At 56.7% G+C, this 23,040-nt stretch carries 17 protein-coding genes; 11 read left to right on the top strand and 6 right to left on the bottom strand.

Features of this window, described 5'->3' with window-relative positions; genetic code table 11:
• Nucleotides 1-32: 32 nt before the first annotated feature.
• From arfB to xylA, 3 genes are all read left to right on the top strand, one after another.
• Nucleotides 33-473 (top strand): alternative ribosome rescue aminoacyl-tRNA hydrolase ArfB, encoded by a 441-nt coding sequence (gene arfB / locus HPQ64_RS13865; RefSeq protein ID WP_172889074.1) that lies wholly within the window; start codon nucleotides 33-35, stop codon nucleotides 471-473.
• 137 nt (nucleotides 474-610) lie between these two features.
• On the top strand, nucleotides 611-2,071 hold the full coding sequence (xylB, locus tag HPQ64_RS13870; RefSeq protein WP_172889075.1) for a xylulokinase: 1,461 nt from the start codon (nucleotides 611-613) through the stop codon (nucleotides 2,069-2,071).
• On the top strand, nucleotides 2,068-3,378 hold the full coding sequence (gene xylA / locus HPQ64_RS13875; protein WP_172889076.1) for a xylose isomerase: 1,311 nt from the start codon (nucleotides 2,068-2,070) through the stop codon (nucleotides 3,376-3,378). The genes xylB and xylA overlap by 4 nt, the downstream gene beginning before the upstream one ends.
• A 76-nt stretch (nucleotides 3,379-3,454) precedes the next feature.
• On the opposite strand, the gene HPQ64_RS13880 is transcribed toward xylA, so the two are convergent.
• Entirely contained in the window at nucleotides 3,455-3,661 is a 207-nt protein-coding gene (locus HPQ64_RS13880; RefSeq protein ID WP_160777197.1) for a hypothetical protein, read from the bottom strand.
• Nucleotides 3,662-3,815: 154 nt separating this feature from the next.
• Between HPQ64_RS13880 and HPQ64_RS13885 the strand changes: the two genes are divergently transcribed.
• Nucleotides 3,816-4,733, top strand: coding sequence for a LysR family transcriptional regulator (locus HPQ64_RS13885; RefSeq protein ID WP_172889077.1), 918 nt, complete (start codon nucleotides 3,816-3,818; stop codon nucleotides 4,731-4,733).
• A gap of 31 nt (nucleotides 4,734-4,764) precedes the next feature.
• Here HPQ64_RS13885 and HPQ64_RS13890 read toward each other — a convergent pair whose 3' ends face one another.
• Complete coding sequence (locus HPQ64_RS13890) at nucleotides 4,765-7,200, bottom strand: GcvT family protein (RefSeq protein ID WP_172889078.1); 2,436 nt, start codon at nucleotides 7,198-7,200, stop codon at nucleotides 4,765-4,767.
• Between the two features lie 99 nt (nucleotides 7,201-7,299).
• Nucleotides 7,300-8,898, bottom strand: coding sequence for a trimethylamine methyltransferase family protein (locus HPQ64_RS13895; RefSeq protein WP_172889079.1), 1,599 nt, complete (start codon nucleotides 8,896-8,898; stop codon nucleotides 7,300-7,302).
• Nucleotides 8,899-9,356: 458 nt separating this feature from the next.
• Between HPQ64_RS13895 and HPQ64_RS13900 the strand changes: the two genes are divergently transcribed.
• The 4 genes from HPQ64_RS13900 (at nucleotide 9,357) to HPQ64_RS13915 (ending at nucleotide 15,316) form a co-directional block, all read left to right on the top strand.
• Nucleotides 9,357-11,051 carry an ABC transporter substrate-binding protein gene (locus HPQ64_RS13900; protein WP_172889080.1) on the top strand — a complete coding sequence of 565 codons (1,695 nt, stop codon included), beginning with the start codon at nucleotides 9,357-9,359 and terminating at the stop codon, nucleotides 11,049-11,051.
• Between the two features lie 194 nt (nucleotides 11,052-11,245).
• The gene (locus HPQ64_RS13905; protein ID WP_172889081.1) at nucleotides 11,246-12,196 is read left to right on the top strand and encodes an ABC transporter permease; all 951 of its coding nucleotides are present in this window, start codon (nucleotides 11,246-11,248) and stop codon (nucleotides 12,194-12,196) included.
• A gap of 16 nt (nucleotides 12,197-12,212) precedes the next feature.
• Entirely contained in the window at nucleotides 12,213-13,217 is a 1,005-nt protein-coding gene (locus HPQ64_RS13910) for an ABC transporter permease (protein WP_210260271.1), read from the top strand.
• Between the two features lie 20 nt (nucleotides 13,218-13,237).
• Nucleotides 13,238-15,316 (top strand): dipeptide ABC transporter ATP-binding protein, encoded by a 2,079-nt coding sequence (locus HPQ64_RS13915; protein ID WP_172889082.1) that lies wholly within the window; start codon nucleotides 13,238-13,240, stop codon nucleotides 15,314-15,316.
• 7 nt (nucleotides 15,317-15,323) lie between these two features.
• Here the strand turns inward: HPQ64_RS13915 and HPQ64_RS13920 are convergent, their stop codons facing one another.
• Complete coding sequence (locus HPQ64_RS13920) at nucleotides 15,324-16,064, bottom strand: DUF1194 domain-containing protein (RefSeq protein ID WP_172889083.1); 741 nt, start codon at nucleotides 16,062-16,064, stop codon at nucleotides 15,324-15,326.
• A 133-nt stretch (nucleotides 16,065-16,197) separates the two neighbouring features.
• Between HPQ64_RS13920 and HPQ64_RS13925 the strand changes: the two genes are divergently transcribed.
• Entirely contained in the window at nucleotides 16,198-16,809 is a 612-nt protein-coding gene (locus HPQ64_RS13925) for a pyridoxamine 5'-phosphate oxidase family protein (RefSeq protein ID WP_172889084.1), read from the top strand.
• A 33-nt stretch (nucleotides 16,810-16,842) separates the two neighbouring features.
• On the opposite strand, the gene HPQ64_RS13930 is transcribed toward HPQ64_RS13925, so the two are convergent.
• Entirely contained in the window at nucleotides 16,843-17,832 is a 990-nt protein-coding gene (locus tag HPQ64_RS13930; RefSeq protein ID WP_172889085.1) for an SLAC1 anion channel family protein, read from the bottom strand.
• A gap of 488 nt (nucleotides 17,833-18,320) precedes the next feature.
• Here HPQ64_RS13930 and HPQ64_RS13935 point away from each other — a divergent pair, with 488 nt between their 5' ends.
• Nucleotides 18,321-19,730 carry an SGNH/GDSL hydrolase family protein gene (locus HPQ64_RS13935; RefSeq protein WP_172889086.1) on the top strand — a complete coding sequence of 470 codons (1,410 nt, stop codon included), beginning with the start codon at nucleotides 18,321-18,323 and terminating at the stop codon, nucleotides 19,728-19,730.
• Between the two features lie 416 nt (nucleotides 19,731-20,146).
• Nucleotides 20,147-21,541, top strand: coding sequence for an alpha/beta fold hydrolase (locus tag HPQ64_RS13940; RefSeq protein ID WP_172889087.1), 1,395 nt, complete (start codon nucleotides 20,147-20,149; stop codon nucleotides 21,539-21,541).
• A gap of 173 nt (nucleotides 21,542-21,714) precedes the next feature.
• Here HPQ64_RS13940 and HPQ64_RS13945 read toward each other — a convergent pair whose 3' ends face one another.
• Nucleotides 21,715-23,019 (bottom strand): APC family permease, encoded by a 1,305-nt coding sequence (locus tag HPQ64_RS13945; protein ID WP_172889088.1) that lies wholly within the window; start codon nucleotides 23,017-23,019, stop codon nucleotides 21,715-21,717.
• Nucleotides 23,020-23,040 lie beyond the last annotated feature (21 nt).

Raw genomic sequence — 23,040 nt, forward strand, 5'->3', positions numbered from 1 at the left:
AATTCTCCTCGCCGAAATTATCGGGACCGCACATGACGAGAGAAATACGCCGTGGCGATCTGCGCGTAACCGCCAATTTACACATCCCGGCCGAGGATATCTCCGAGGCTTTCATTCGCGCCTCCGGTCCGGGCGGCCAGAATGTCAACAAGGTCGCGACCGCGGTGCAGCTTCGCTTCGATTTGAAGGGAAACGAAACGCTGCCCCCTGACGCCAAGGCGAGGATGGCCCGGCTTGCCGGCAGCAGGTTGACGCAATCCGGCGAAATCCTGCTGCAGGCTGACCGTTTCCGTACCCAGGAGCAAAACCGGCAGGACGCCATGGAGCGTCTTGCCGAACTTGCGCGTCAGGCGCTTGTGCGACCCAAGCCCCGCAAGCCGACCCGCCCCACGAAAGGCTCCAAGGAGCGGCGGATCGCAGCGAAAAAACAACGCGGCGAGATCAAGAAAATGCGTTCAAAGACAGTCGATTAACAAAACACTTCGATAAGCGCGAACATGTTTCGTATGATTTTTTCAAGACAGTGGATTGGCCTGGCGGCAATTATGAGTTACGTACCTCAAAAATTGTGATGACCCGAAGCGATAAAAAACCTTACGGGAGGTGAAGCGTGTACCTCGGCATCGATATCGGCACATCCGGCGTAAAGGCGGTGCTCATCGACGAAGAGCAGAATATGGTCGGGCAAAAGACGGCCGATCTGTCGGTGTCGCGGCCGCAACCCGGCTGGTCGGAACAGGATCCGCTCGACTGGTGGATGGCGAGCGAAGTCGCGCTCGACAGGCTGCACCGCGAGTTTCCCGCCGAGATGAGCGCGGTAAAAGGCATCGGGCTTTCGGGCCAGATGCATGGCGCGACGCTTCTCGATGCAAACGACGATATCCTGCGTCCGGCGATCCTCTGGAATGACGGACGCTCCTTTGCCGAATGCGCCGCGCTCGATGCGCGCGCCGATTTTCGCGGCATCGGCGGCAATCTCGTCATGCCGGGTTTTACCGCGCCGAAGCTCGAGTGGGTGCGCTGGCATGAGCCCGACGTTTTCTCCATGGTCGCCAAGGTGCTGTTACCGAAAGATTATGTGCGCTTTCGCCTGACCGGGGAGTATTTTTCCGACATGTCGGACAGCGCGGGCACGCTGTGGCTCGATGTCGACAAGCGGCGCTGGTCCGATCGTCTTCTCGAAGCAACGGGATTGACCCGTGGACAAATGCCGGCGCTCGTCGAGGGAACGGAGCCATCAGGCACGCTCAAGGCCGAACTTGCCAACCGATGGGGCATGTCGAATTCACCAGTCGTCGCCGGCGGCGCCGGGGATAATGCCGCGAGCGCCTGCGGCATAGGCGCGGTGGAGCCGGGCGGCGCTTTTCTTTCGCTCGGCACCTCGGGCGTCCTCTTCGTTTCCACGGATCGCTTCCGCCCGAATACCGATAGCGCCGTTCACGCCTTTTGCCACGCGCTGCCTGAGACCTGGCACCAGATGGGCGTTATCCTGTCGGCGACCGACAGTCTCAACTGGCTGGGGCGGCTTGCCGGAGCCGATCCGGCGGACCTCGTCAATGCAGCGGAAGCAAGGGCTGAAAGGGGCGAGGGGCCGTCGCAAATCGCCTTCTTGCCGTATCTTTCCGGTGAGAGGACGCCGCACAATGACGCAAAGGCGCGGGGATTGTTTGCCGGCCTCAGCCAGGCGCACGACCAGGCCGATCTTGCCCGCGCCGTCCTCGACGGTGTCGCCTTCGCATTTCGTGACTGTCTCGATGCGTTGACAGCGGCGGGGACAAACGTCGAGCGGTTGACGGCGCTTGGCGGCGGCGCGCGTTCCCGGCTTTGGCTGAAGATCATGGCAAGCGTGCTGGAGCGCCCCGTGGATATCCCGGCGCATGGCGATTATGGCGCAGCCTTCGGTGCCGCCCGTCTCGGCATGACGGCTTCCGGCATTCCGGCGGCCGAAGTCTTCAAGCCACCGATGATCGAAACCACCATCGAGCCCGATGCGCGGTTGACGGACGGCTATCAGGAGCCGCTGCGCCGCTACCGCACTCTTTATCCCGCTATCAAAGAGGTCATGTCATGAGTACCGGTTTTTTCAAGGATATCACTCCGGTCCGCTATGAAGGACGGGAAAGCGAAAACCCGCTCGCCTACCGCTGGTACGACCCGGACCGCATCGTCCTCGGCAAGCGCATGGAAGACCATTTGCGCTTTGCCGTCTGCTACTGGCATAACTTCTGCTGGCCCGGCGGCGATCCCTTCGGCGGACAAACTTTTGAGCGCCCATGGTTCGGCGACGACATGGACCACGCTCGACTAAAGGCCTATGTCGCCTTCGAAATGTTCGATATCCTGGACGTTCCCTTCTTCTGCTTCCACGACCGGGACATTGCGCCGGAGGGTGCAAGCCTTGCGGAATCGAACAAGAACGTGCGCGAAATTGCCGAAATCTTTCAAAAGAAGATGGCCTCTTCCAAAACGAAACTGCTTTGGGGCACGGCAAATCTCTTTTCGAACCGCCGCTACATGGCCGGTGCCGCCACCAACCCGGACCCCGACGTATTCGCCTATGCCGCCGCGCAGGTGAAGAACTGCATTGACGTTACGAAAGAGCTTGGCGGCGAAAACTACGTGCTTTGGGGCGGGCGCGAAGGCTACGAGACGCTGCTGAATACGGACATGGCGCGCGAGCTCGACCAGCTCGGGCGTTTTCTGTCGCTCGTCGTCGAATACAAGCACAAGATCGGATTCGACGGGACGATCCTGATCGAACCGAAGCCGCAGGAACCGACCAAGCACCAGTATGATTATGACGTTGCCAGTGTTTACGGCTTCCTCAAGCGCTACGGCCTTGAAAACGAAGTGAAAGTGAATATCGAGGTCGGCCATGCCGTGCTTGCCGGCCATTCCTTCGAGCATGAAGTGGCGCTGGCTGCGGCACTTGGTATTTTCGGGTCGTGCGACATCAACCGGAACGACTATCAGTCCGGCTGGGACACCGATCAGTTTCCGATGAACGTCCAGGAAGTGGCGCTTGCGCTCTATTACATCCTTAAATCGGGCGGCTTCACGACGGGCGGGCTCAACTTCGATGCGAAGCTGCGGCGCCAGTCGATCGATCCGGCGGACCTGATCCATGCGCATGTCGGCGGGATCGACACTTGCGCCCGCGCGCTGCTGGTGGCAGCCGACCTGATCGAGCGAGGCGACCTTTCAAGGGCTTTGGAAGACCGTTACGCGAAGTGGGGAAGCGACAAGGCGCAGGCAATGCTGAAAGGCGAAATGAGCCTTTCCGGCATCGCCGAGATGGTCGAGCGCGAAAGAGTGAATCCCTCACCCGTCTCGGGTCGCCAGGAATATCTGGAGAATATTCTGAACCTGAGCCTTTGAGGCTGAATTCCAAAGAGAAAAAAGCCCCGTACGATATCGTACGGGGCTTAGTTTACTTAAGTTGGGAGGGGGAGCATCAACGCCCGTTCACGCCCAGGCGTGCGGCGTTGGACGCGCCGGGTTCGCCAAAGCGGAAGGAGTTGAAACGGGCACGCTGTGCAGCGTTACCGTTGATGCCGAGATCGTTGAACGAGCGCGGATCGGCATCAGACAGGTGAACGTGATGCCGCCCGTTGATGATGCCGAAGAGAGCATCTCCAAGTGCATGAGCCAGGAAAGACATTTCACTCACCAAAGGTTTCGGGTTGCGACCGGATGGAAATCGCGGGATCCGCGATGACTTGATCGCCATATGGTGCCATTCGACCTTTCAATCAAACGAAAAGAGTTTATGCTATCGATCAATTTGATTGAACCGACAATTCGAGCGGGATTCAATGGAACAGCTTCCGGGAAAAGGCGCGCCGCTGGTTGAGCTCGATCTTTATCGAACCTTTCTGGTGATTGTAGAATGTGGAAGTTTTTCAAAGGCTTCCGAAATCATTGGCCGAACGCCTTCGGCTGTCTCCATGCAGATCAAGAGACTGGAGGCAATTCTCGGGGTTACCGTTTTTGCAAGGGAGAACCGCAGTGTGCGCATGACGGCGGAAGGCGAAGCTCTGCTTGGATATGCGCGAAAGATCCTTCTCCTGAACGAAGAGGCGGTGTTCCTGTTCCGCTCGCCCAACGTGGAGGGGGAAGTCCGTTTCGGCGCGCCGTCCGATTTCGGAACGCGTTTCCTGCCGAACATCCTGGCCCGTTTCGCCCGCACCCACCCGGGCGTAAGCGTGGATGTGCATCTGGACGGCAGCCCGCAACTTCTAAAGGGACTCAGGCAGAACGAACTCGACCTGATCCTCTATACCGCACGGCCCGACAGCGATTTCGCGCTCGGCGGGGAGATCGTTTACACGGAGCCGCTCGTCTGGGTGGGGCTTGAAGGTGGTATCGCCTATCAGCGCGACCCCGTTCCGCTTGCCGTCTCGATTTCCGGTTGCCCGTGGCGAAGGGCTGCGCGTATAGCGCTCGACAAGGCGGAAAAACCATACCGGATCGCATATCAGAGCTTTCACAGCGCGGGGCAGGAAGCGGCATTGCTCGCCGACCTCGCCATAGCCCCATTTCCGGCAAGCGTCGTCAATTCTCCGCTACAACGTCTCGACGACAGGCATAATCTGCCGGAAATTGGTAATTACAACATCATCCTCAAGGAATCGTCCTCCGCCGGCAAGGCGACGGACGCCTTCGCCAGGCACGTGATCGAATCCTTCAAGGAACTGAACACCGCCTCGGCGCCGAAAGCGATGAGCGCCTGAAAACACAGGCTTCCACCGGCAAAAACGGCCATCAGCCGCGCATCCTGAGAGCTTGAGGATCGAACAACGGTTCCGGATTGATCCGCGCCTTGCGGCGCTCGCCAATGATTTCGATCTCGAACGCGCCTTCGTCGAGATTATCGGCCAGTTCCTTCGGGATGTAGCCCTGGGCGAGCGACGCATCGACAAAATGCGCGTATCCGCCGGAAGTCACCCAACCGATCACCTCGTTATCATGCCAGATCGGCTCATCGCCGATGACGTCCGCATCTCCCGCATCGACAATGAAGGAAACGCGGCGCAGTTTTCCGCCAGTTTCCTTTTCTGCCACTGCCGCATCGCGGCCGATGAAATCTTCCTTGTCGAGCCTCACGAAACGGTCGAGCCCGGCTTCGAACGGACCGTAGATCGGCCTGAACTCGCGGAACCAGGTGCCGAAATTCTTCTCAAGACGAAGCGAGAGGAGGGCGCGCATGCCGAAATCCCGAATGCCGAAATCCGCTCCGGCCTGCTTGAGCGCATCGTAGACTCGACGTTCATATTCCGGCGTCATCCAGATTTCATAGCCGAGATCGCCTGTGTAGCTGATCCGGTTGACGAAACAGGGCGCGCCGGCAATGTCCATCGCGCGGGCATCCATGAAGCGGAACGCTTCATTAAAAACATCGGTAACTACAACCTTTTCAAGCACTTCTCGCGCCTTCGGCCCGGCGATCGAGACGCCGACCCAGCCAAGACCAATCGCGCGAACCCGGACCGATCCGTCGTCGGGCAGATGATTTTCGAACCAGCGCATGTGATAGATCTCGGCTTGGCTCGAGCCCCACATGTAGAACCGGCCGTCCGCCACCTTTGCAATGGTGAAATCGCCGATCAGCTTGCCGCGTTCGTTCAACATCGGCGTGAGGATAATGCGTCCCGGCTTCGGCATGCGATTCGTCATGAGGCGGTTTAGCCAGGTTTCCGCACCAACGCCCGTGATCTCGTATTTTGCGAAATTGGCGATCTCGGTGATGCCAACGCTCTCGCGCACCGCAAGGCATTCGGCCTTCACATGCTCGAAATCGTTTGAACGGCGGAAGGAAACGATATCCTTCGCTTCAACCCCGTCGGGCGCGAACCAGAGCGGTGTTTCGAGCGCCCAACTGTCTCCCATGACGGCCCCTTGCGCCAACATGCAGTCGTAAAGCGGTGTGGTCTGGTGAGGGCGAGCGGCCGGAAGCTCCTCGTTCGGGTAGCGGATGCGGAAACGGCGGGAATAGTTTTCGCGCACCTTGGCGTTCGTATAGGCGAGCGTGGCCCAATTCCCGTAACGGGCGACATCCATGCCCCAGATGTCGAATCCCGGATCGCCTTCAACCATCCAGTTGGCCAGCGCAAGACCAACGCCACCCCCTTGCGAGAAGCCGGCCATAACCGCACAGGCGACCCAATAGTTTTTAAGCCCGCGCACCGGCCCGACGAGGGGATTGCCATCGGGCGCGAACGTGAAGGGGCCGTTGATGAACTGCTTGATCCCCGTGTGTTTGAGTGCCGGGAAATGCTCAAAACCGACCTCGAGAGAAGGCGCAATGCGTTCCAGGTCTGGCTCCAGCAGTTCGTGGCCGAAATCCCATGGGGTTTCCTTGGGGCTCCAGGGGGTCGCCGCACGCTCGTACGTGCCGAGCAGCATGCCGCCGCGTTCCTGGCGCGTATAGATTTCCCCTCCAAAATCAATGGCATGGATCAACTCTTTACCGGTCGATGCATTGATTTCGGCAATCTCGGGCATGTCGTCGGTGAGGAGGTAATGATGCTCCATGGCAAGTACCGGCAGCTCTATGCCGACCATGCGCCCGACCTCGCGCGCCCAAAGGCCGCCGGCATTCACAACGTGGTCCGCATGGATGGTGCCTTGCTCGGTGACGACATCCCAACTACCGTCCTCGCGCTGCACCAACTCCATGACGCGATTGCGAAGAACGATTTCCGCACCGTTCTTGCGCGCGGCTTTCGCGTAGGCATGCGTCGTACCGGAAGGGTCGAGATGACCTTCGATGGGGTCGAACAGGGCGCCGACGAAGTGTTTCTCGTCGATCAGCGGCAGGAGGTCCTTGGCCTCCTTCGCCGAGATGATTTCCGTTTCCATGCCAAGATAACGGCCTCGCGCATGTGCCATCTTCAGCCATTCCAGCCGCTCCGGCGTATCGGCAAGCTGCAAGCCGCCCGTCAGATGCAATCCGCAGGACTGCTCTGAAAGAGCTTCTATCTCCTTGTAGAGATTGACCGTATAGGCCTGAAGCTTTGCAACGTTCGGATCGCCGTTCAGCGTGTGGAAACCGCCCGCCGCGTGCCATGTGGAACCGGACGTCAATTCCGAACGCTCGATCAGCGTGACATCGTGCCAACCAAGCTTCGTGAGATGATAGAGAATACTTGCACCGACAACACCGCCACCGATGACAACGGCCTTCGCGTGAGACTTCATGACCGGGCTCCACATAGGGCTCTTGCGTTTCCGCCGGATTTGTAATTCCAACGGGGCCGCGTCTTGAGATTACGATTTTTTGCGGGCTTGAACCGTCGATCAGAAATCCGTCGGCGCGCCGCCTTCCTCCTTGCGTTTTTCCACGAATGCAGAAAGCTCCTCGTCAATCGCAGGATCGAGAGCCGGCATTTCGAACTCGGCAAGCACCTGTTTGTAAAGCCGGTTCGCCTTCTCATAGGCGGTCGGGCTGCCGGCTTCCGCCCAGCTTTCGTAGTTGCGCCAATCGGAGATGATCGGCGAGTAGAACGCATCCTTGTAACGCGCCTGCGTATGCGCCGTGCCAAAGAAGTGACCGCCGGGGCCGACCTCGCGGATCGCATCCAGCGCAAGGCTTGCCTCATCGACCACAATCGGTCGGAGATATTCGTCGACCATCTGAAGAAGGTCGACATCGATGATGAATTTTTCGAATCCCGCCGAAAGCCCGCCTTCCAGCCAGCCGGCCGCGTGCTTGAGGTAATTTCCACCGCCGTTGATGGCGCCCCAAAGCGAAAAAACGGTTTCGTAAGCCGCCTGCGCATCGACGGTATTGGCGGCGCAAACCGCCGATGTTCGATACGGAATACGGTATTTGCGCGCCAACTGCCCGCCGACGAGTGCCGCCTTCATATACTCCGGCGTGCCGAAGGCTGGGGCGCCCGACTTCATGTCGACATTGGAGGTAAAGCCGCCATAAACGACCGGAGCACCCGGCTTCACCATCTGGGCGAACGCGAGCCCGGCGAGCGCCTCCGCGTTCTGTTGCGCAAGAGCACCGGCAAGCGTCACCGGCGCCATCGCACCCGCCAGCGTGAAGGGCGTAAGCACGATGACCTGGCCGCGCCGCGACATCTCGATGATGCCCTGGAGCATCGGCGTGTCGAGACGAAGCGGAGAGGAGGAATTGATGATCGACAGGACAACTGGTGTCCGCTCGAACTCATCCTCGCTCAAGCCATTGACGATTCGAGCAATTTCCATCCCGTCGAGATTGCGTTCCTTACCCAGCGAATAGATGTGGAACACCTTGTCGGTGATGCGCACCGTGTCCGACAAACACTCAAGATGACGCACGCTCGGGTGGATATCGACAGGCTCGACCGGATAACCTCCGTTCAGATCGATCACATTGAAATATTGCGTCAGTTTCAGAAGGTTTTGGAAGTCCTCTCGATTGCCAGGGCGCCGGCCTTTTTCGGCGTCAACGCAATTGGGCGCACTCGCCACAGCGCTCCAGACAACGGAATCACCACCGAAGTGCAGGTTCTTCTCCGGGTTGCGCGCATGCATCGTGAATTGCGAAGGCGCCGTGCCGATCGCTTCCAGCACGATTGCGCGATCCATCCGGACACGATCGGAGGAGGGGTCGATGTCGGCTCCGGCGGCCTTAAGAATGGCCTTCGCCTCCTCGTTGATGAAATCGATGCCGATTTCCTCAAGAATTTTCAGCGATGCCTCATGGATCATTTCCAGTTCGTCCGCAGAGACAGCATCCACCTTGGGATAAGTATTTCGCCTCGCCCGGAAAGGCTTTTGTTCGATCGACCTTGCAGTAGCTCCGATACCCTTGCGTGCCTTGCGTGCCTTGCGTCCGCGACGTCCGGCACGGGGTGCGGACGGCAGGTCGCCTTCGGCATTCGGTACTATATCGTCTGCCATGAGAGGTCCTTCGATTTACGCTTTTCTTTTTTATCTGAATTATTCGAGAACTGGCGAGTAACCTCAAATCGAATGCGAAAATCATGATGTATTTTCGCATTTAAAATCTCGAGATCGCAGTTATTCGAAAACCATCGTAGCGCCGTTCGCCGCATTGCAGCGACACCCCGTTTGCGACATCTATTTACACAGGTCCGACATCGCCCGCGCTATTTTGATGAAATAATTCAAAACGCTTTGCCCGCCGGGAGTGTTTGCATGTTAACTTGGGCGAGCTGTCGAAATGCTGATATCCGCTAGCCACCCTTGCGACCGGAGGCAGGCGGCGATTTCGCCAGTCAAAGAAGGAAAGACAACCGTGCGGTTGCCTTGGAACCGGCAGACGAACACCGGCACATAAGCCGGAGAATTTGCCGGGGCTTCCGTGCGTCAAACAAAGGTAGAGGGTTGTAGAACCAATGACGAAAGACAAGAAATCCAACCGCATACATCCGAAGGTCGACGAGGCGCGTGATCTGATGGAAAGCGGGCGGATGAACCGCCGCGAGTTCGTACGGATTGCCGCCTTGTTGGGCGTGGGCGCATCCGCTGCCTATGCCATGGCGGGACTTCCGGCACCCGCGTTCGCCGACGATGCCAACAACCTGCCGTTCCCGCCCGACAACGCGGACGCCAAGGAGGGCGGCATCCTGAAGGTCGGCATGCAAGTCCAGAAAATGGAAGATCCGGCGACTTATTCCTGGGTCGAAATGTCGAACCAGACGCGCCACATCCTTGAACATCTGGCTTTCACCACGCCCGACAATGTGACCCGTCCGATGCTGGCTGAAAGCTGGGAAGCTTCAGAAGACCTTACGACGTGGACGTTCCACCTGCGCAAGGGCGTGAAGTGGCACAATGGCGACGATTTCACGACCGAGGATGTGAAGTTCAACTTCGAGCGCTGGACCAATCCCGATCTCGGCTCCTCGAATGTCGGCCTGTCTTCGATCGCCGCGATGCTTGAGGAAAAAGACGGCAAAAAGGTCTTGCGCGAAGGCGCGATCGAGGTGATCGACGATCACACGATCCGCTTCAATCTCGCCAAGCCGGTACTGTCATTCCCGGAAGACATGTACAACTATCCCACGGCTATCGTGCATCGAAGCTTCAAGGCCCCGCTTTCCGACAATCCAATTGGCACCGGTGCTTTCACGCTCGTAGAAAACGTCGTGGGAGACCGATGCATCCTGAAGCGCATCAGGGAGACGACAAACGGCGAGCCTTTCGAGTACTGGGGCGGCAAGGTTTATCTCGACGAAATCCATTACTACAATTTCGACGAGGACAACCAGCTGACCGCATTCGCCGGCGGCGACGTCGACGCGATCTACGAGTTCGGTATCGAACAGATGGAACTCGCCAAGGCAGTCGAAGGCAATATCATCGCGGCCAGAACGGCACAGACGCTCTGCTGCCGCTTCCAGGTCACGCAGAAGCCGTTCGACGACAAGCGCGTGCGCCAGGCTCTGGTCAAGGCGGTTGACAATTCCCGCATCCTCGACCTGGTCTACCCGGAAGGCGGGGATGTTGCCGAAAACCACCACGTCGCGCCGATCCACCCGGAATATTTCGAGTTGCCGCCGCTTGAACGCGATGTCGAAGGCGCCAAGGCGCTTCTCGCCGAAGCCGGCTACGAGGACGGGCTGGAAATCACCATCGACGTCGGCAACACGGATGGCCCGTGGCACCAGACGGTTGCCGAAGCCATGCGCGATCAGCTCAAGGATGTCGGCGTTACGCTGAACGTCAACGTGATTCCGCCGTCGAAGTACTGGGAAATCTGGGACAAGACGCCATTCGGCGCGACTGCCTGGACGCACCGCCCGCTCGGCACGATGGTGCTTTCACTCGGCTACAGGACAGGCGTTCCCTGGAACGAGACCAAATATGCCAATGCGGAGTTCGACGCCGCACTGGACGAGGCCGAATCCACGCTCGACGTGGAAAAGCGTACGGCCATCATGGAAAAGGTGGAAAAGATCCTGCAGGACGATGCGGTGATGATCCAGCCGCTCTATCGGCCGGTCTACACCATTACATCGAAATCCGTGCATGGGTATCCAGGACATCCGACCCAGTACCATCAGTTCAACAAGGTCTGGAAGGGCTGACAATCGCCTGGAGCATATCCCGCAAAATCCGAACCGGATTTCGCGACAGGGACATGCTCAAGATATTGAATCTGGAGCGAACTCTGGATCGCGAAAGCGATCCAGAGTTCGGGGCCGGAGGAGCAATCTTCGACCCCGACCGTTTCCCGGCACCCCCGGAAAAACTCCAGATAACGCGATAGCGGTGCACTGATATGGCAAAACTGGTCCTGCGGCGCCTTGTTCAGATGCTTCTGATCATGGTCGTCGCCTCACTTCTGCTTTTCGCAATTTTCGACACGCCAGAATTCAAGAAACGGCTCGCGATTCAGGAACTTGGCGGATTTGCCGTCTCGGCATTGTCGGAAGATAGTTACAACCAGTGGCTGGCTGAAAAAGGGCTCGATGTGCCTTTCTACCAGCGCTACGTCAACTGGGTCGGCAACATCCTGAGCGGGGATATGGGCTATTCCTACGAGAAGGCGACGCCCGTGGCTCCCTTGTTGCTCGACCGACTGGCGAATACCGGAATTCTCGCCTTCTTCGTTTTCGCGCTCATGATCCCGATATCCCTTTTGCTCGGAGTTCTGGCCGGCATGAAGGAAGGGTCGATCCAGGACAGGGCGATCAGCTTTTTCTCGGTGTTCACGACATCCATCCCTGAAATCGCGACAGCGATCCTGCTGACCGTCATATTCGCGCTCGGGCTGCAATGGTTTCCGGTAAAATCTGCGATGATCGGCGGTTTCCAGTTCGACCAGTTGATCCTGCCGGTCCTGACGCTCGTTCTCTACGATTTCGGTTACGTTGCCCGAATGACCCGCGCCTCCATGGCGGAAGTCATGACCTCGCAATACATCCGCACCGCAATCCTCAAGGGTTTGCCCTACAAGCGCGTAATCATGAAGCATGCACTGCGCAACGCGTTAATCGCTCCCTTCACCATCATCGTCCTGCAGCTCAATTGGCTGCTTTCCGGCGTGGTCGTTGTGGAAGTGTTCTTCGAGTATGACGGGTTCGGAAAACTACTTCTGGAAGCGGCACTGTTTCCCGATGTCGAGGTGGTTCAGGCCTGCACGCTTGTGGCGGTTGCCGTAGCCGTGCTTTCGCAGCTGATTTCCGACATCGGCTATACGTTCCTCAACCCGCGCATCCGTTTCGCCTGAGAGGGGGCAAGGCATAATGGCTGTATCCGAATCCATCGCCGCTCCCGGCCTTGTCGAGCGGCTAAGCGCGCCGAAACCGGCGATAACGCTTCTCTTGTTGATGTGGGTGCCGCTGACGATCTACGTCATGTTCGGCGCCCATCAGTTCGTGCTTTTGCCGGCCATTCCGGCAACAATCCTGCTTTATTGGGTCGCGTTCTACAATTTCCGGGAGAGTTCAACCGCGATCATCGGGCTGACGCTCGTCTTTTTCTGGCTTTTAATGGCGGTGTCCGCGCCATATCTGCCGCTCGTTGACCCGAACAAGCCGATCGCACCCTTCACCCTGCCATTTTCCGAAAAGCGCGACATCTTTTTCTGGCTCGGAACAGATTTCAAGGGCCGTGACATGCTCTCTCGCATGATCTGGGGATGTCAGCGCGTCATCGTTTGGGGCGTTACGGCGACATTCGTCGCCTATGTGATCGGCACCTTGTTCGGCCTCATCGCCGGCTATCTGTCGGGATGGTGGGACGAGATCATCTCGTTTCTGGCGAACGTGCTTCTATCCTTCCCGGTGATGGTGCTTTTCATCGTCATTCTGAACTATCTCGGCCCGTCGGGCTTCAACATTGTCGTCGCCGTCACTTTCGCATCCGCCCCGGCGATCATGCGTATCGTGAGGGGGCTCACGCTTGATATAAAGACACGGGACTATGTCTATGCTGCCCAAACGAGAGGTGAGCATCCCTTCTACATCATGGTGATCGAGCTCCTGCCGAATGTGCGCGGGCCGATCATCGTCGATGCGTGCCTCAGGCTCGGTTACACGACCGTTGCGATCACCACGTTGACGTTTCTGGGCCTCGGCCTTCAGCCGCCCGATCCCGACTGGGGCCTGATGATCCGCGAAGCGGCGAAAACCGCGATGCTCTGGAAGTTTTCCTACATGCTGCTCGTTCCGGCATTGAGCGTTTCGACGCTCATCCTCGGCTTCAACCTGATGGCCGACGGACTGCGCGAAATGAGCCTGAAAGACTGAGAATGGGGACGACAAGAGACATGAGCGACCAGACACCGGTTCTGGAGTGCCGGAACCTTTCGATCTCCTACTACACGCGCGCGGGCGAAATCCCGGCGGTGGTGGATTTCAACCTGAAACTGATGCCGGGTGAATCGCATGGCATCGTCGGCGAAAGCGGCTGCGGCAAATCCACGGTCGCGCTCGCCATCATGCAGTACATGGGCAAGAACGGAGCGATCGTCGGCGGAGAACTGCTGTTCGAAGGGCGTGACATGCGCAGCATGAGCCCTGATGAGCTACGCAAGCTTCGCGGCTCCAAGATCGCCATGGTCTACCAGGAGCCGATGGCCTCGCTAAACCCGGCCATGCGCATCGGCGATCAGCTTTGCGAGGTGCCGATATACCACGACGGCGTTTCGGAAAGGGAGGCTTGGCAGCGATCGGCGGAGATGCTCGCCAAGGTGCGCCTGCCCGACCCCGAACGGATCATGAATTCGTTCCCGCACCAGATTTCAGGCGGGCAGCAACAGCGTGTCGTGATTGCCATGGCGCTCCTGTCGAGCCCGAAGCTTCTGCTTCTCGACGAACCCACGACGGCGCTCGACGTTACGGTGGAAGCAGGCATTGTGGAACTCATCCGGGATATCGCCGACGAGTTCGGCACCTCGATGATCTACATTTCCCACAACCTCGGTCTCATTCTCGAAACCTGTGACAGGTTGACGGTGATGTATTCCGGCGAGGCGGTGGAGGTCGGCGACATTCACGACGTCTTCGACGAGATGCGCCATCCTTATACGCGCGGGCTTTTCGGTTCGATTCCGCTTCCGGGCGCGGACAAGAACGAGCATCCGCTCGTCGCCATTCCCGGCCAACTGCCGCTTCCGCATGAGCGGCCGAAAGGCTGCAACTTCGGTCCGCGCTGCACATTCTTCAGACAAGGGGTATGCGACACGGGCCGCTTGCGAATGCACTCCGTGCCGGGAGATGACGACCACCGGGTGAGATGTGAACGGTTTCAGGAAATCGACTGGGAACGCGACCTGCCGAAGGGCGAAGCCAAACCGCCCGTGGAGTCCGGCGATGTCGTGCTTTCCGTCGACGATATGACGAAACACTATGTAATTGAAGAGTCAGGCTTTCTGATATTCGGCGGCGAAGAGAAAACGGTCAAGGCCAACGAGCACCTGAATTTCTCCGCCCGCGAAGCGGAAACTGTCGCGATCGTCGGTGAAAGCGGCTGCGGCAAATCTACCTTCGCCAAAGTTCTCATGGGCCTGGAAGATGCGACTGCTGGACAGGTAAAGCTGGGCAATGTCGAACTCGGAAACCTCCCCGTCGAGAAGCGGGACGAAAAGACAATCTCACGTCTGCAGATGGTGTTCCAAAACCCCTTCGATACGCTCAATCCATCTCACACCGTTGGCGGCCAGATCGCACGTGTCATCCGCAAGTTTGGCGTGGCCAAGACCAAGGAAGAGGTCGACGAAATCGTCTTCAGGCTTCTCGATATCGTTAAGCTTCCTCGCGATTTCGCAAAACGCCGTCCCCGGCAGCTTTCAGGCGGACAGAAGCAGCGCGTCGGTATCGCGCGCGCCTTCGCCGGCAATCCGGACGTCGTGATCGCCGACGAGCCGGTCTCAGCGCTCGACGTTTCCGTGCAGGCGGCGGTGACGGACCTTCTGATGGACATTCAGCGCGAAAACCGCACGACGCTGCTTTTCATCAGCCATGATCTTTCCGTGGTGCGCTATCTGGCGGATCGGGTGGTCGTTATGTATCTCGGCCAGATCATGGAGCAGGGGACCACGGAGGAGATTTTCTCTCCGCCCTATCATCCATACACGGAAGCCTTGCTCGCCGCCGTGCCGATCGCCGATACGAGCATCGAGAAGCGTCACATCGTGCTGAAAGGGGAGTTGCCTTCACCGTCCAATCCGCCGAAAGGCTGTCCCTTCTCCACGCGCTGCCAATACATGATGCCGGGCAAATGCGATGTGGAGGCGCCGCCGATCCGGGCGTTCGGCCGTGAGGGACACGAGATCCTTTGCCATCTCGACCCGACCGAGTTGCAGGAGATGGAGCCCGTAATCAAGAAAAAGGAAGAGGCGGCCTGAGCGGGCCTTATTCCAGCGACGCGCTCAACGGGAGGTCCTCGATCTCCCGCAAGAGCTTGCGGAGCATGGCTTGGGCGAAATCCTCATATTCGCCGGCCCGGACGACAAAGCTCTTCGGGCCGGTCGCTACCTTTTCCAGATAGTAGGCCGAAAGTTCCTTGTCTTCGTTCTCGATAGCAAGCCCGTTGATCGTAATGCCGCGCGACAGTGCCATGCCGCGCGCATTTTCCACGAGAACGACATAGTCACGCGGCGGTGTTTCACGCCCGTCACCCGACACGTCGACCGTGCGCCGCACACTTGTGTAACCGTTGCGGTCGAACATGCGCATGGCCTGAACAAGGCCTGCGCCTATGCCCGTTCCACCATTTACATGGCGGGGCCATGCCGAGACGTCTCCTGCGAAGCGGTTCGCACTTCCAGAGCCACTCACAAGATACCAACCAGATTCATCGGCAGGCGTGCCCGATTCCGCCCAGACGATGATCGCCACCGCGATCGCGCCCTTGTCGCCAGCCGATATGGCTTGATGTACCCGAATATCTCGAAATGCAGCAGCAATTCCGTCGAGTTGAAGCTGATACTCCTGTGGGTCAACGCTTGCCGATGCGTCGATGGCAAGCACGAGCTGCAGGTCGACTTCGCGGGCTGATTGCGCCGGGGCAATCGAGGCATATGCAGCAACGGCGAGCGAGATGCAAAGCGTAAGAGCCCGCTTCAAGGAAACGGCAAACCGACCGATGTGCATATGTTCGCGAGCTCCCCACCCCAGGCAACAGAACAAGACTGGGTGAGGGGAGACGCCATGGCAAGAATGCAACTGGCCACAATTTCGCGATTGGGATAGGTCTCCAGCGATCAGCCAAAAAAAGAGGCGGGGCATGAGCGGTATCACGACAATCGAAGAACTTGAGGCGATTTACGGCACGCCTGCCGAGGCATCGACAGTGAAGGTGCTTGACCACGTCTCGCCGCTCTATCGCCGGTTCATCGAGGCATCGCCCTTCGTTGCGCTCGCCACCTGCGGGCCGGACGGCCTCGACTGCTCGCCACGGGGCGATCAGCCTGGCTTCATGAGGATTGCGGATGAGAACACGCTGATGCTTCCAGACCGGCGCGGTAATAACCGTGGCGATTCCCTTAAGAACATCATTCTCGATCCGCGCGTGTCGTTGATGTTCCTTGTTCCGGGATCGGGAAATACAATCCGGGTCAACGGTCGCGCAAAAATTTCAACCGATGAAGAGCTTTGCAATTCTTTCGCGATCAAGGGCAAGGCACCACGGACTGTCATCGTCATCACCGTAGATGAAGTCTACTTCCAGTGCGCGCGGGCGATCATCCGGGCCGACTTGTGGAACCCGGACCAACGCAAACTGGCAGACGGGCTACCATCTCCGGGCGACTATCTGACCGAAGCGACGAACAACGGCTTCGATGGCGAGACATACGACAAGGAATGGCCGGAACGTGCGGCCAAAACACTCTGGTAGCACCCCAAGCCTGTTGGGTTACCGGGCCGTCCCTCAGTCCGGTTGGCATATTTCGTCGCGCCGCGCTGCATTGATCGTCTTGATCACGAGCGTGGCCAGCACGGCCAAGAGTACCGCGTAGACAGCATAGGCGACGCCTTTCATCGCCGGATAGCCGGATACGTCGGCGTAAATGAATGTGGCAACAGAAAATGCGGCGAGCGGGAACGAATAAGCCCACCATGCGATCGTAAAGGGCAGCTTCGCGAAGCGGCCGATTTGTGCGGTCACCACCATCACGAAAAAAAGCCCTGAAAAATAGAGGATCCGTCCGAATGCGTTCAGCTCTCCAGAAAGCTGCATCCATGCGATAAAACCGGCCGAGGGGGGCGCGACCAGAATAACCAATGTCGGCAATAGCCGCTCGGGCAGCGGATTGTGAAAGATCAGCCGGTTGAAAACGAGGGTTAAGAGCACCGTCCAGAAAACGACGCTGATGGAGAAAAAGAACCAGGAAATTTCGACGAAACCGAATCCGACACCCCCAATCGGCACCAGGACGTTTCCGACAACCGGGATGAACCACGCCGGATTGAGGTGAACAGGTTCGAACGAACGATGCCCGATCCAGGCGGATATAACAGCCAGCGTTGCCGCAAGATGCAATATCGCTCCCGCCGCCCAGACCACCCGGCCAACTTGAAAGAAGAATGGGGCAAGTGCCGTTCCCGTAAGAATAAGCCCGATGCTGATAGCCGGGAAAAACGCGATCTTTACCGGGTGATTCCACTCGGCGCGAACAGCTTGCGGATGTTTAACAAGCTTCAGGAGATAGAGCGCGGACAAAAGCAAAAGCACGGAGACGGTCGCGCCAAGGAACATAAGGCTTATGCTGGCAGAAACGCCTGAGGCGCTTTCAAATCTGATCGTTGCCAGCGTTAATCCCGCCATTCCCATGACGATCGCAAAAAGATTGACCGGCAAATGCGGCAACTTCTGAAGATCTCCTATGACAGTCGCATCGTCGGCGCTGCTGCCCACCATAATTTTCTCCCAACCAGGCGGTCATACGAATAATATATTCACGAGGGTGAATCCAAAGATCGCGGCATATCAACGCGATGTCGGCCGGACGCTAATGGCTGTATGCGGGGATGTCCCCCCACCAGTCCGTCAACAGGGTACAAATCTTCGCGAAGAGGCAGAATGCCACGGTTAAGCGGTCGGCGCGGCGTATTCTCCAAGGCCTGTCCTGAGAAACGATAATTACCGTGTCCCTGCGCGTCCCGCCGTCATAGCCGCGAAAAATGTGACACTACAAATCTTTACTCTACGATAGTTAACCATGTTCCGAAGATTTACTTAGCGTTTGATCAAAGAATTATGCTTTCTGAGTTGGAAAAAATATTTCTTGGATTATTCTTTGTAGCGATCTGGCAAATCGTCCACCAGCGTTATACATCCCATAAGTCGCGCTCTGAGCGGCCTCTCGTTCGATTACGAGGGATCAGATCGGGAGGTGTTATTGACGAATGAAAGAGCAACGAGTTTGTAGAAAGCGTATCGCTGCTCTGACAGTCTCATCCATTGTGGCCGTGTATTTTTTGGCGAGTGCAAGCTATGCACTACTGAACTATTCAGACTTTGGAACTGCTATACCCCAATTTATCCGATACATAAAAGTACCTATCATTTTGGCATTATTGACAATTTTCCTTGCGGCCTATCTTAAGCCGACATCAGCGCTCTTGTTTGGCATCTGTGCTTTTTCAATATTGTTCTCCTTTTTTGCCGTCGAAGCATTTTTGTCTTACCGGATGCTCGGAGTTCAGATGGCAATGTTGGGAAAGATGCCCAAGGCCGGAGATAAAATAAGTGATCTTGATATATTGCGTGGATTTACATTGAGACGACTCAACAACAAACTGGAGACGAATAAACTGTCATCTTCCGTTTTGTCGGGTCTCCCTGGCGCCAACGTCCTTCTTTGCACCCCGGGTGGTGAGATCGTTAATTACTTCGCGGACCGTTACGGCTTTGCCAATGACGACAATGTTTATGACGAACAAGTGGACGTTCTAATTGTAGGCGATTCATTCATCGAAGGTTTTTGTCTCGAACCGGAACTGAGCCTGGTGGGCCAATTGCGCCGGCAAGGCCTGCAAGTCGCCGGGATGGGCATACGCGGGAGCGGCCCTTTGATCGAACTGGCCACAATCGGAAGGTATGGCCCGATTTTGAAGCCCAAAAAAGTCGTGATGGCGTTTTTTGAAGCCAATGACTGGGAAAACCTGGAGAAAGAACTCGAACAACCGTGGCTGGAGGCGGCGCTTCTCGAAGGCGTGGATTTTGGCAGTCCCATCCAATCGGAAGCTGTTCTCACCCGCATAGAAAAGGCACTGAGAGAAGATTCAGCTTCTGAAGTGAATGTGACGGATGTATTTAAGAGATCCAAAATTATTCGTAATTTCCTTGCTTTGCACCTGACCGGAACGTCTTTGGGGCTAATCTATCCGAAGGTGCACGAGAACAATCCACGATATGTTGAAATACTCATTCGCGCGAAGCAACTCGCTGAGCAATGGGGTGGGGAATTTTCTCTGCTCTACGTTCCGCAGACGGACCGATTCCGGGGCCTCTTCGCGATGGATTTCGCCATAGACGATTTACGCCACCAGGTGCTGAAGGCCGCTGATGAAGCGGGTATTGAAGTACTAGACCTTGTCCCTGTTTTCCATGGCGAAAGAAAACCCGCGCGTTTCTATGCCCCCGATGGACATTTCAGTGAAGAGGGCGCCCGTTTCGTGGCGTCCTGGCTTAAGGACAATATCAAACAGGGCGTGTCGAAGACGCAGCGCCAGTTGACGCTGACAAGATCGGGCCCCGGTGAGGGTAAACTCACCGGAAAGACAACTCCTGAAGCTGACGGATTCCTGGACTGAACCGCTATTGAGTCGTCGTTGGCTTTCACATGCTGTTAGAGCCCCTCGCAGAGCGGAACACCAATTCTACCGTAAATAACATATAAGTAATATTCTATTGTATTTTGGCTAAATTGGTACTTTAATATCAAAATAAGGATAATGAAAGAATATTATAAAGATCATCTGGTGTAAATCGCTATTCAATCAGGAAAAAACTAAGATTTCTGCGCGCAATGACTAAATATACGCCGTACCTCATCGACCTTCATCCGCAAAACGCTCTTTATTGGTAAAAGACAGTTGTAAGAATATAATGTCCGTGATGCAGATCGGCGCGTTTACCGGCAAGCCGGATGGCACCCGGACATGGTGTATAATCAGGTTAACGTCCAAAAGTAGATCGATTTTCCCCATCGAAGAGTACAGGTGCTGTCATGGAAAGACGCCTTGCTGCGGTAATGGTTTCCGACATGGCGGCATATAGCCGCCTCATGGAACTCGATGAAGACGGCATCATCGCAAGGCAAAAGAATTATCGGCGCGAAGTGATCGACCCGGCGATCGCCGCCAGACACGGACGGATCGTCAAAACCACCGGCGACGGTATGCTGGCGGAGTTTCAAAGTGCCCAGGATGCTGTTCGCGCGGCGATGGAGATCCAGGAAGCGATGTTCGAGCGGGAGGGCAGATGTCCTCCCGATGTACGCATTACTTACCGGGTGGGAATTAACCTGGGTGATGTCGTGCATGACGACGGCGATATTTTTGGCGATGGGGTAAACGTCGCAGCCAGGCTTCAGACGATCGCAGAACCCGGTGGAATCTGCGTCTCCGATCTGGTGCACCAGACTGTCAATGAAAGAATCGGCGCAACTTTCCGCGATATGGGGCGGCAAAAGGTAAAGAATATCTCGCGCCCGATCCGCGTCTGGCAATGGACACCGGACGCAAAGCCGGAAACGGTTCAACCGGTCGAAGAGGCATTGCAGCAAAGAGTTCGCTATGCGGCGTCAGCCGACGGCACGCATATCGCCTGGGCGAGTGTGGGAAAAGGATTGCCGGTTTTAAAAGCGCCAAACTGGCTAAACCATCTGGAATACGAATGGAAAAGCCCCTGTTGGGCGCCAATGCTCGCAGAATGCGCGCGCAGGTTTCAGTTTGTGCGTTTCGACCAACGTGGCAACGGACTCTCGGACCGGGATGTTGAAACGATTTCACTGGATGCGATGCAAAGCGATATGAACGCGGTGGTCGCCGCTGCCGGGCTTGATCGCTTTGCGCTCCTTGGAATCTCGCAAGGAGGAGCATTTTCCATACGTTACGCCGTGGAAAATCCAGAGCGGGTCAAATGCCTGGTTTTATTGGGAGGATATGTGCGCGGGCGCCGAAATCGTCCCGATTCAGAGCAGAAAGAACTGTTCGAAATGCTGACCACTACGATCGAGCAGGGCTGGGGCTCACCCAACCCCGTGTTCAGGCATTTTTTCACATCCAGCTTCATGCCTGATGCACCACCCGATGTGGCTAGCAGCTTTGACGAGTTGCAGCGAATTGCCACAAGTTCCGAAGCCGCGCTCAGGCTTTGGCACATGAACGCGGATGTCGATGTGACGGAACTTGCCAGAAAAATACAGGTACCAACACTAGTTCTGCACTGCATCGGAGATCGAGTGGCACCGATCGAGGAAGGACGCCTTATTGCCCGCCTCATCCCGAATGCGACCTTCGTGGAGCTACCGGGAAACAACCATGTGCTGCTGGAGGGCACGCCCGCCTTCGATCAATTCTTCGAGGAAATTTCGACTTTCCTCAATAAGCACGCAGAATGATCATCCAAGAAATACGGTGGACAACGGGAGATGTTTTCACCCGAAACATTTGTTTTTAATTAAGAATCCGATTCAACTGATGATATATATGGCTGTCTTCCTTACATTGAAGAAATACTCTTACCGGGAGCGCCAATTCCGGCTGCAGGCGTTTGCCGATTGACGATCGATTTCTAGTTCAGTCTTCGAAGGAAAAGCCGTTCACCCGCAAAAATCAACGTAATGCCGATCAAGCTTGCGTAAATCACCAGCACGTCCGATTGAGCCTTCACAATAAGCAATGCACCAAGCACGATGAGATCGAAAGCAATTGCCGCTCCCAAAACGATCGCGCTGGCATCGATATCTTTGCGTAGTCGGCGCAAGATGCCCCAATGAACGGCGATATCCATGACTATGTAAAAGATCGCGCCAAGCGATGCGATCCTTCCCAGATCGAAGAAGACAGTCAAAAACATGGCCGCCACGATCGTGTATACCAACGTATGTTTCTGGATATCTCCCGGCATACCGAAATGGCTATGGGGCACCAGCTTCATTTCCGTCAGCATAGCCAGCATGCGGGATACTGCGAAAACGCTTGCAATCACGCCCGAGACCGTCGCTACAATCGCAAACCAGACAGTAAACCAAAGGCCATAACGCCCAAATGCCGGCTTTGAGGCTTCTGCGAGAGAGTAATCGCGCGCACGCACGATCTCTTCGATAGAAAGGTTCCCCCCGACCGCGAGCGAGACCAGTAGATAAATAACCACGCATATCAGGATGGATATGATGATGGCCCGACCCACGTTACGGTGCGGGTCGTCAATCTCCTCGCCGCTATTCGTTATCGTCGTGAAGCCCTTATAGGCAAGAACGGCAAGTGCTACGGCACCCAGAAAGCCGGTAAGCGTGGTATCTGCCGGGTCCAGGGACACACTTTGAAAAGTAAGCCCGGAGACCCACAATCCGGCCACGGCGAATACGGCGATACCGCCTATCTTCAGGAAAGCAAGAACAAACGAAAGGGACTGAACCGCCCGGTTTCCAAGAATATTCACCAAGAATGCGAAGGACAAAAGCGCCACGCCCAATGCGGGAACCAGATAGTTCGCCTCGGAAATATCAAACAGTTGAAGGGTATAGGTCCCGAACGTTCGCGCCACGAGACTTTCGTTGATCACCATCGAAAAATACATGAGCAGGGCCGTAGCCCCGGTCATCATTGATTTTCCGTAGGCCTTTTCCAGGAACATCGCGATGCCGCCGGCAGATGGATAGGCATTTGCCAGCTTTACATAGGAATAGGCACTGAACCCGCTTACGACGGCTGCGGCGAGGAATGCGAGGGCAAACCATTCTCCCGCAAGCTCGGCGACTTGGCCGGTCAGGGCAAATATACCGGCGCCGATCATGACGCCGGTTCCCATTGCTACGGCGCCAGCAAGCGTCAGGCTGTTCTTCTGGTATCGTGCGGATCGAGCGTCATTCGACATGAACTTTGCACCATCGAATTG

The sequence above is a fragment of the Hongsoonwoonella zoysiae genome (assembly GCF_013266695.1).
Lineage (GTDB): Bacteria > Pseudomonadota > Alphaproteobacteria > Rhizobiales > Stappiaceae > Hongsoonwoonella > Hongsoonwoonella zoysiae.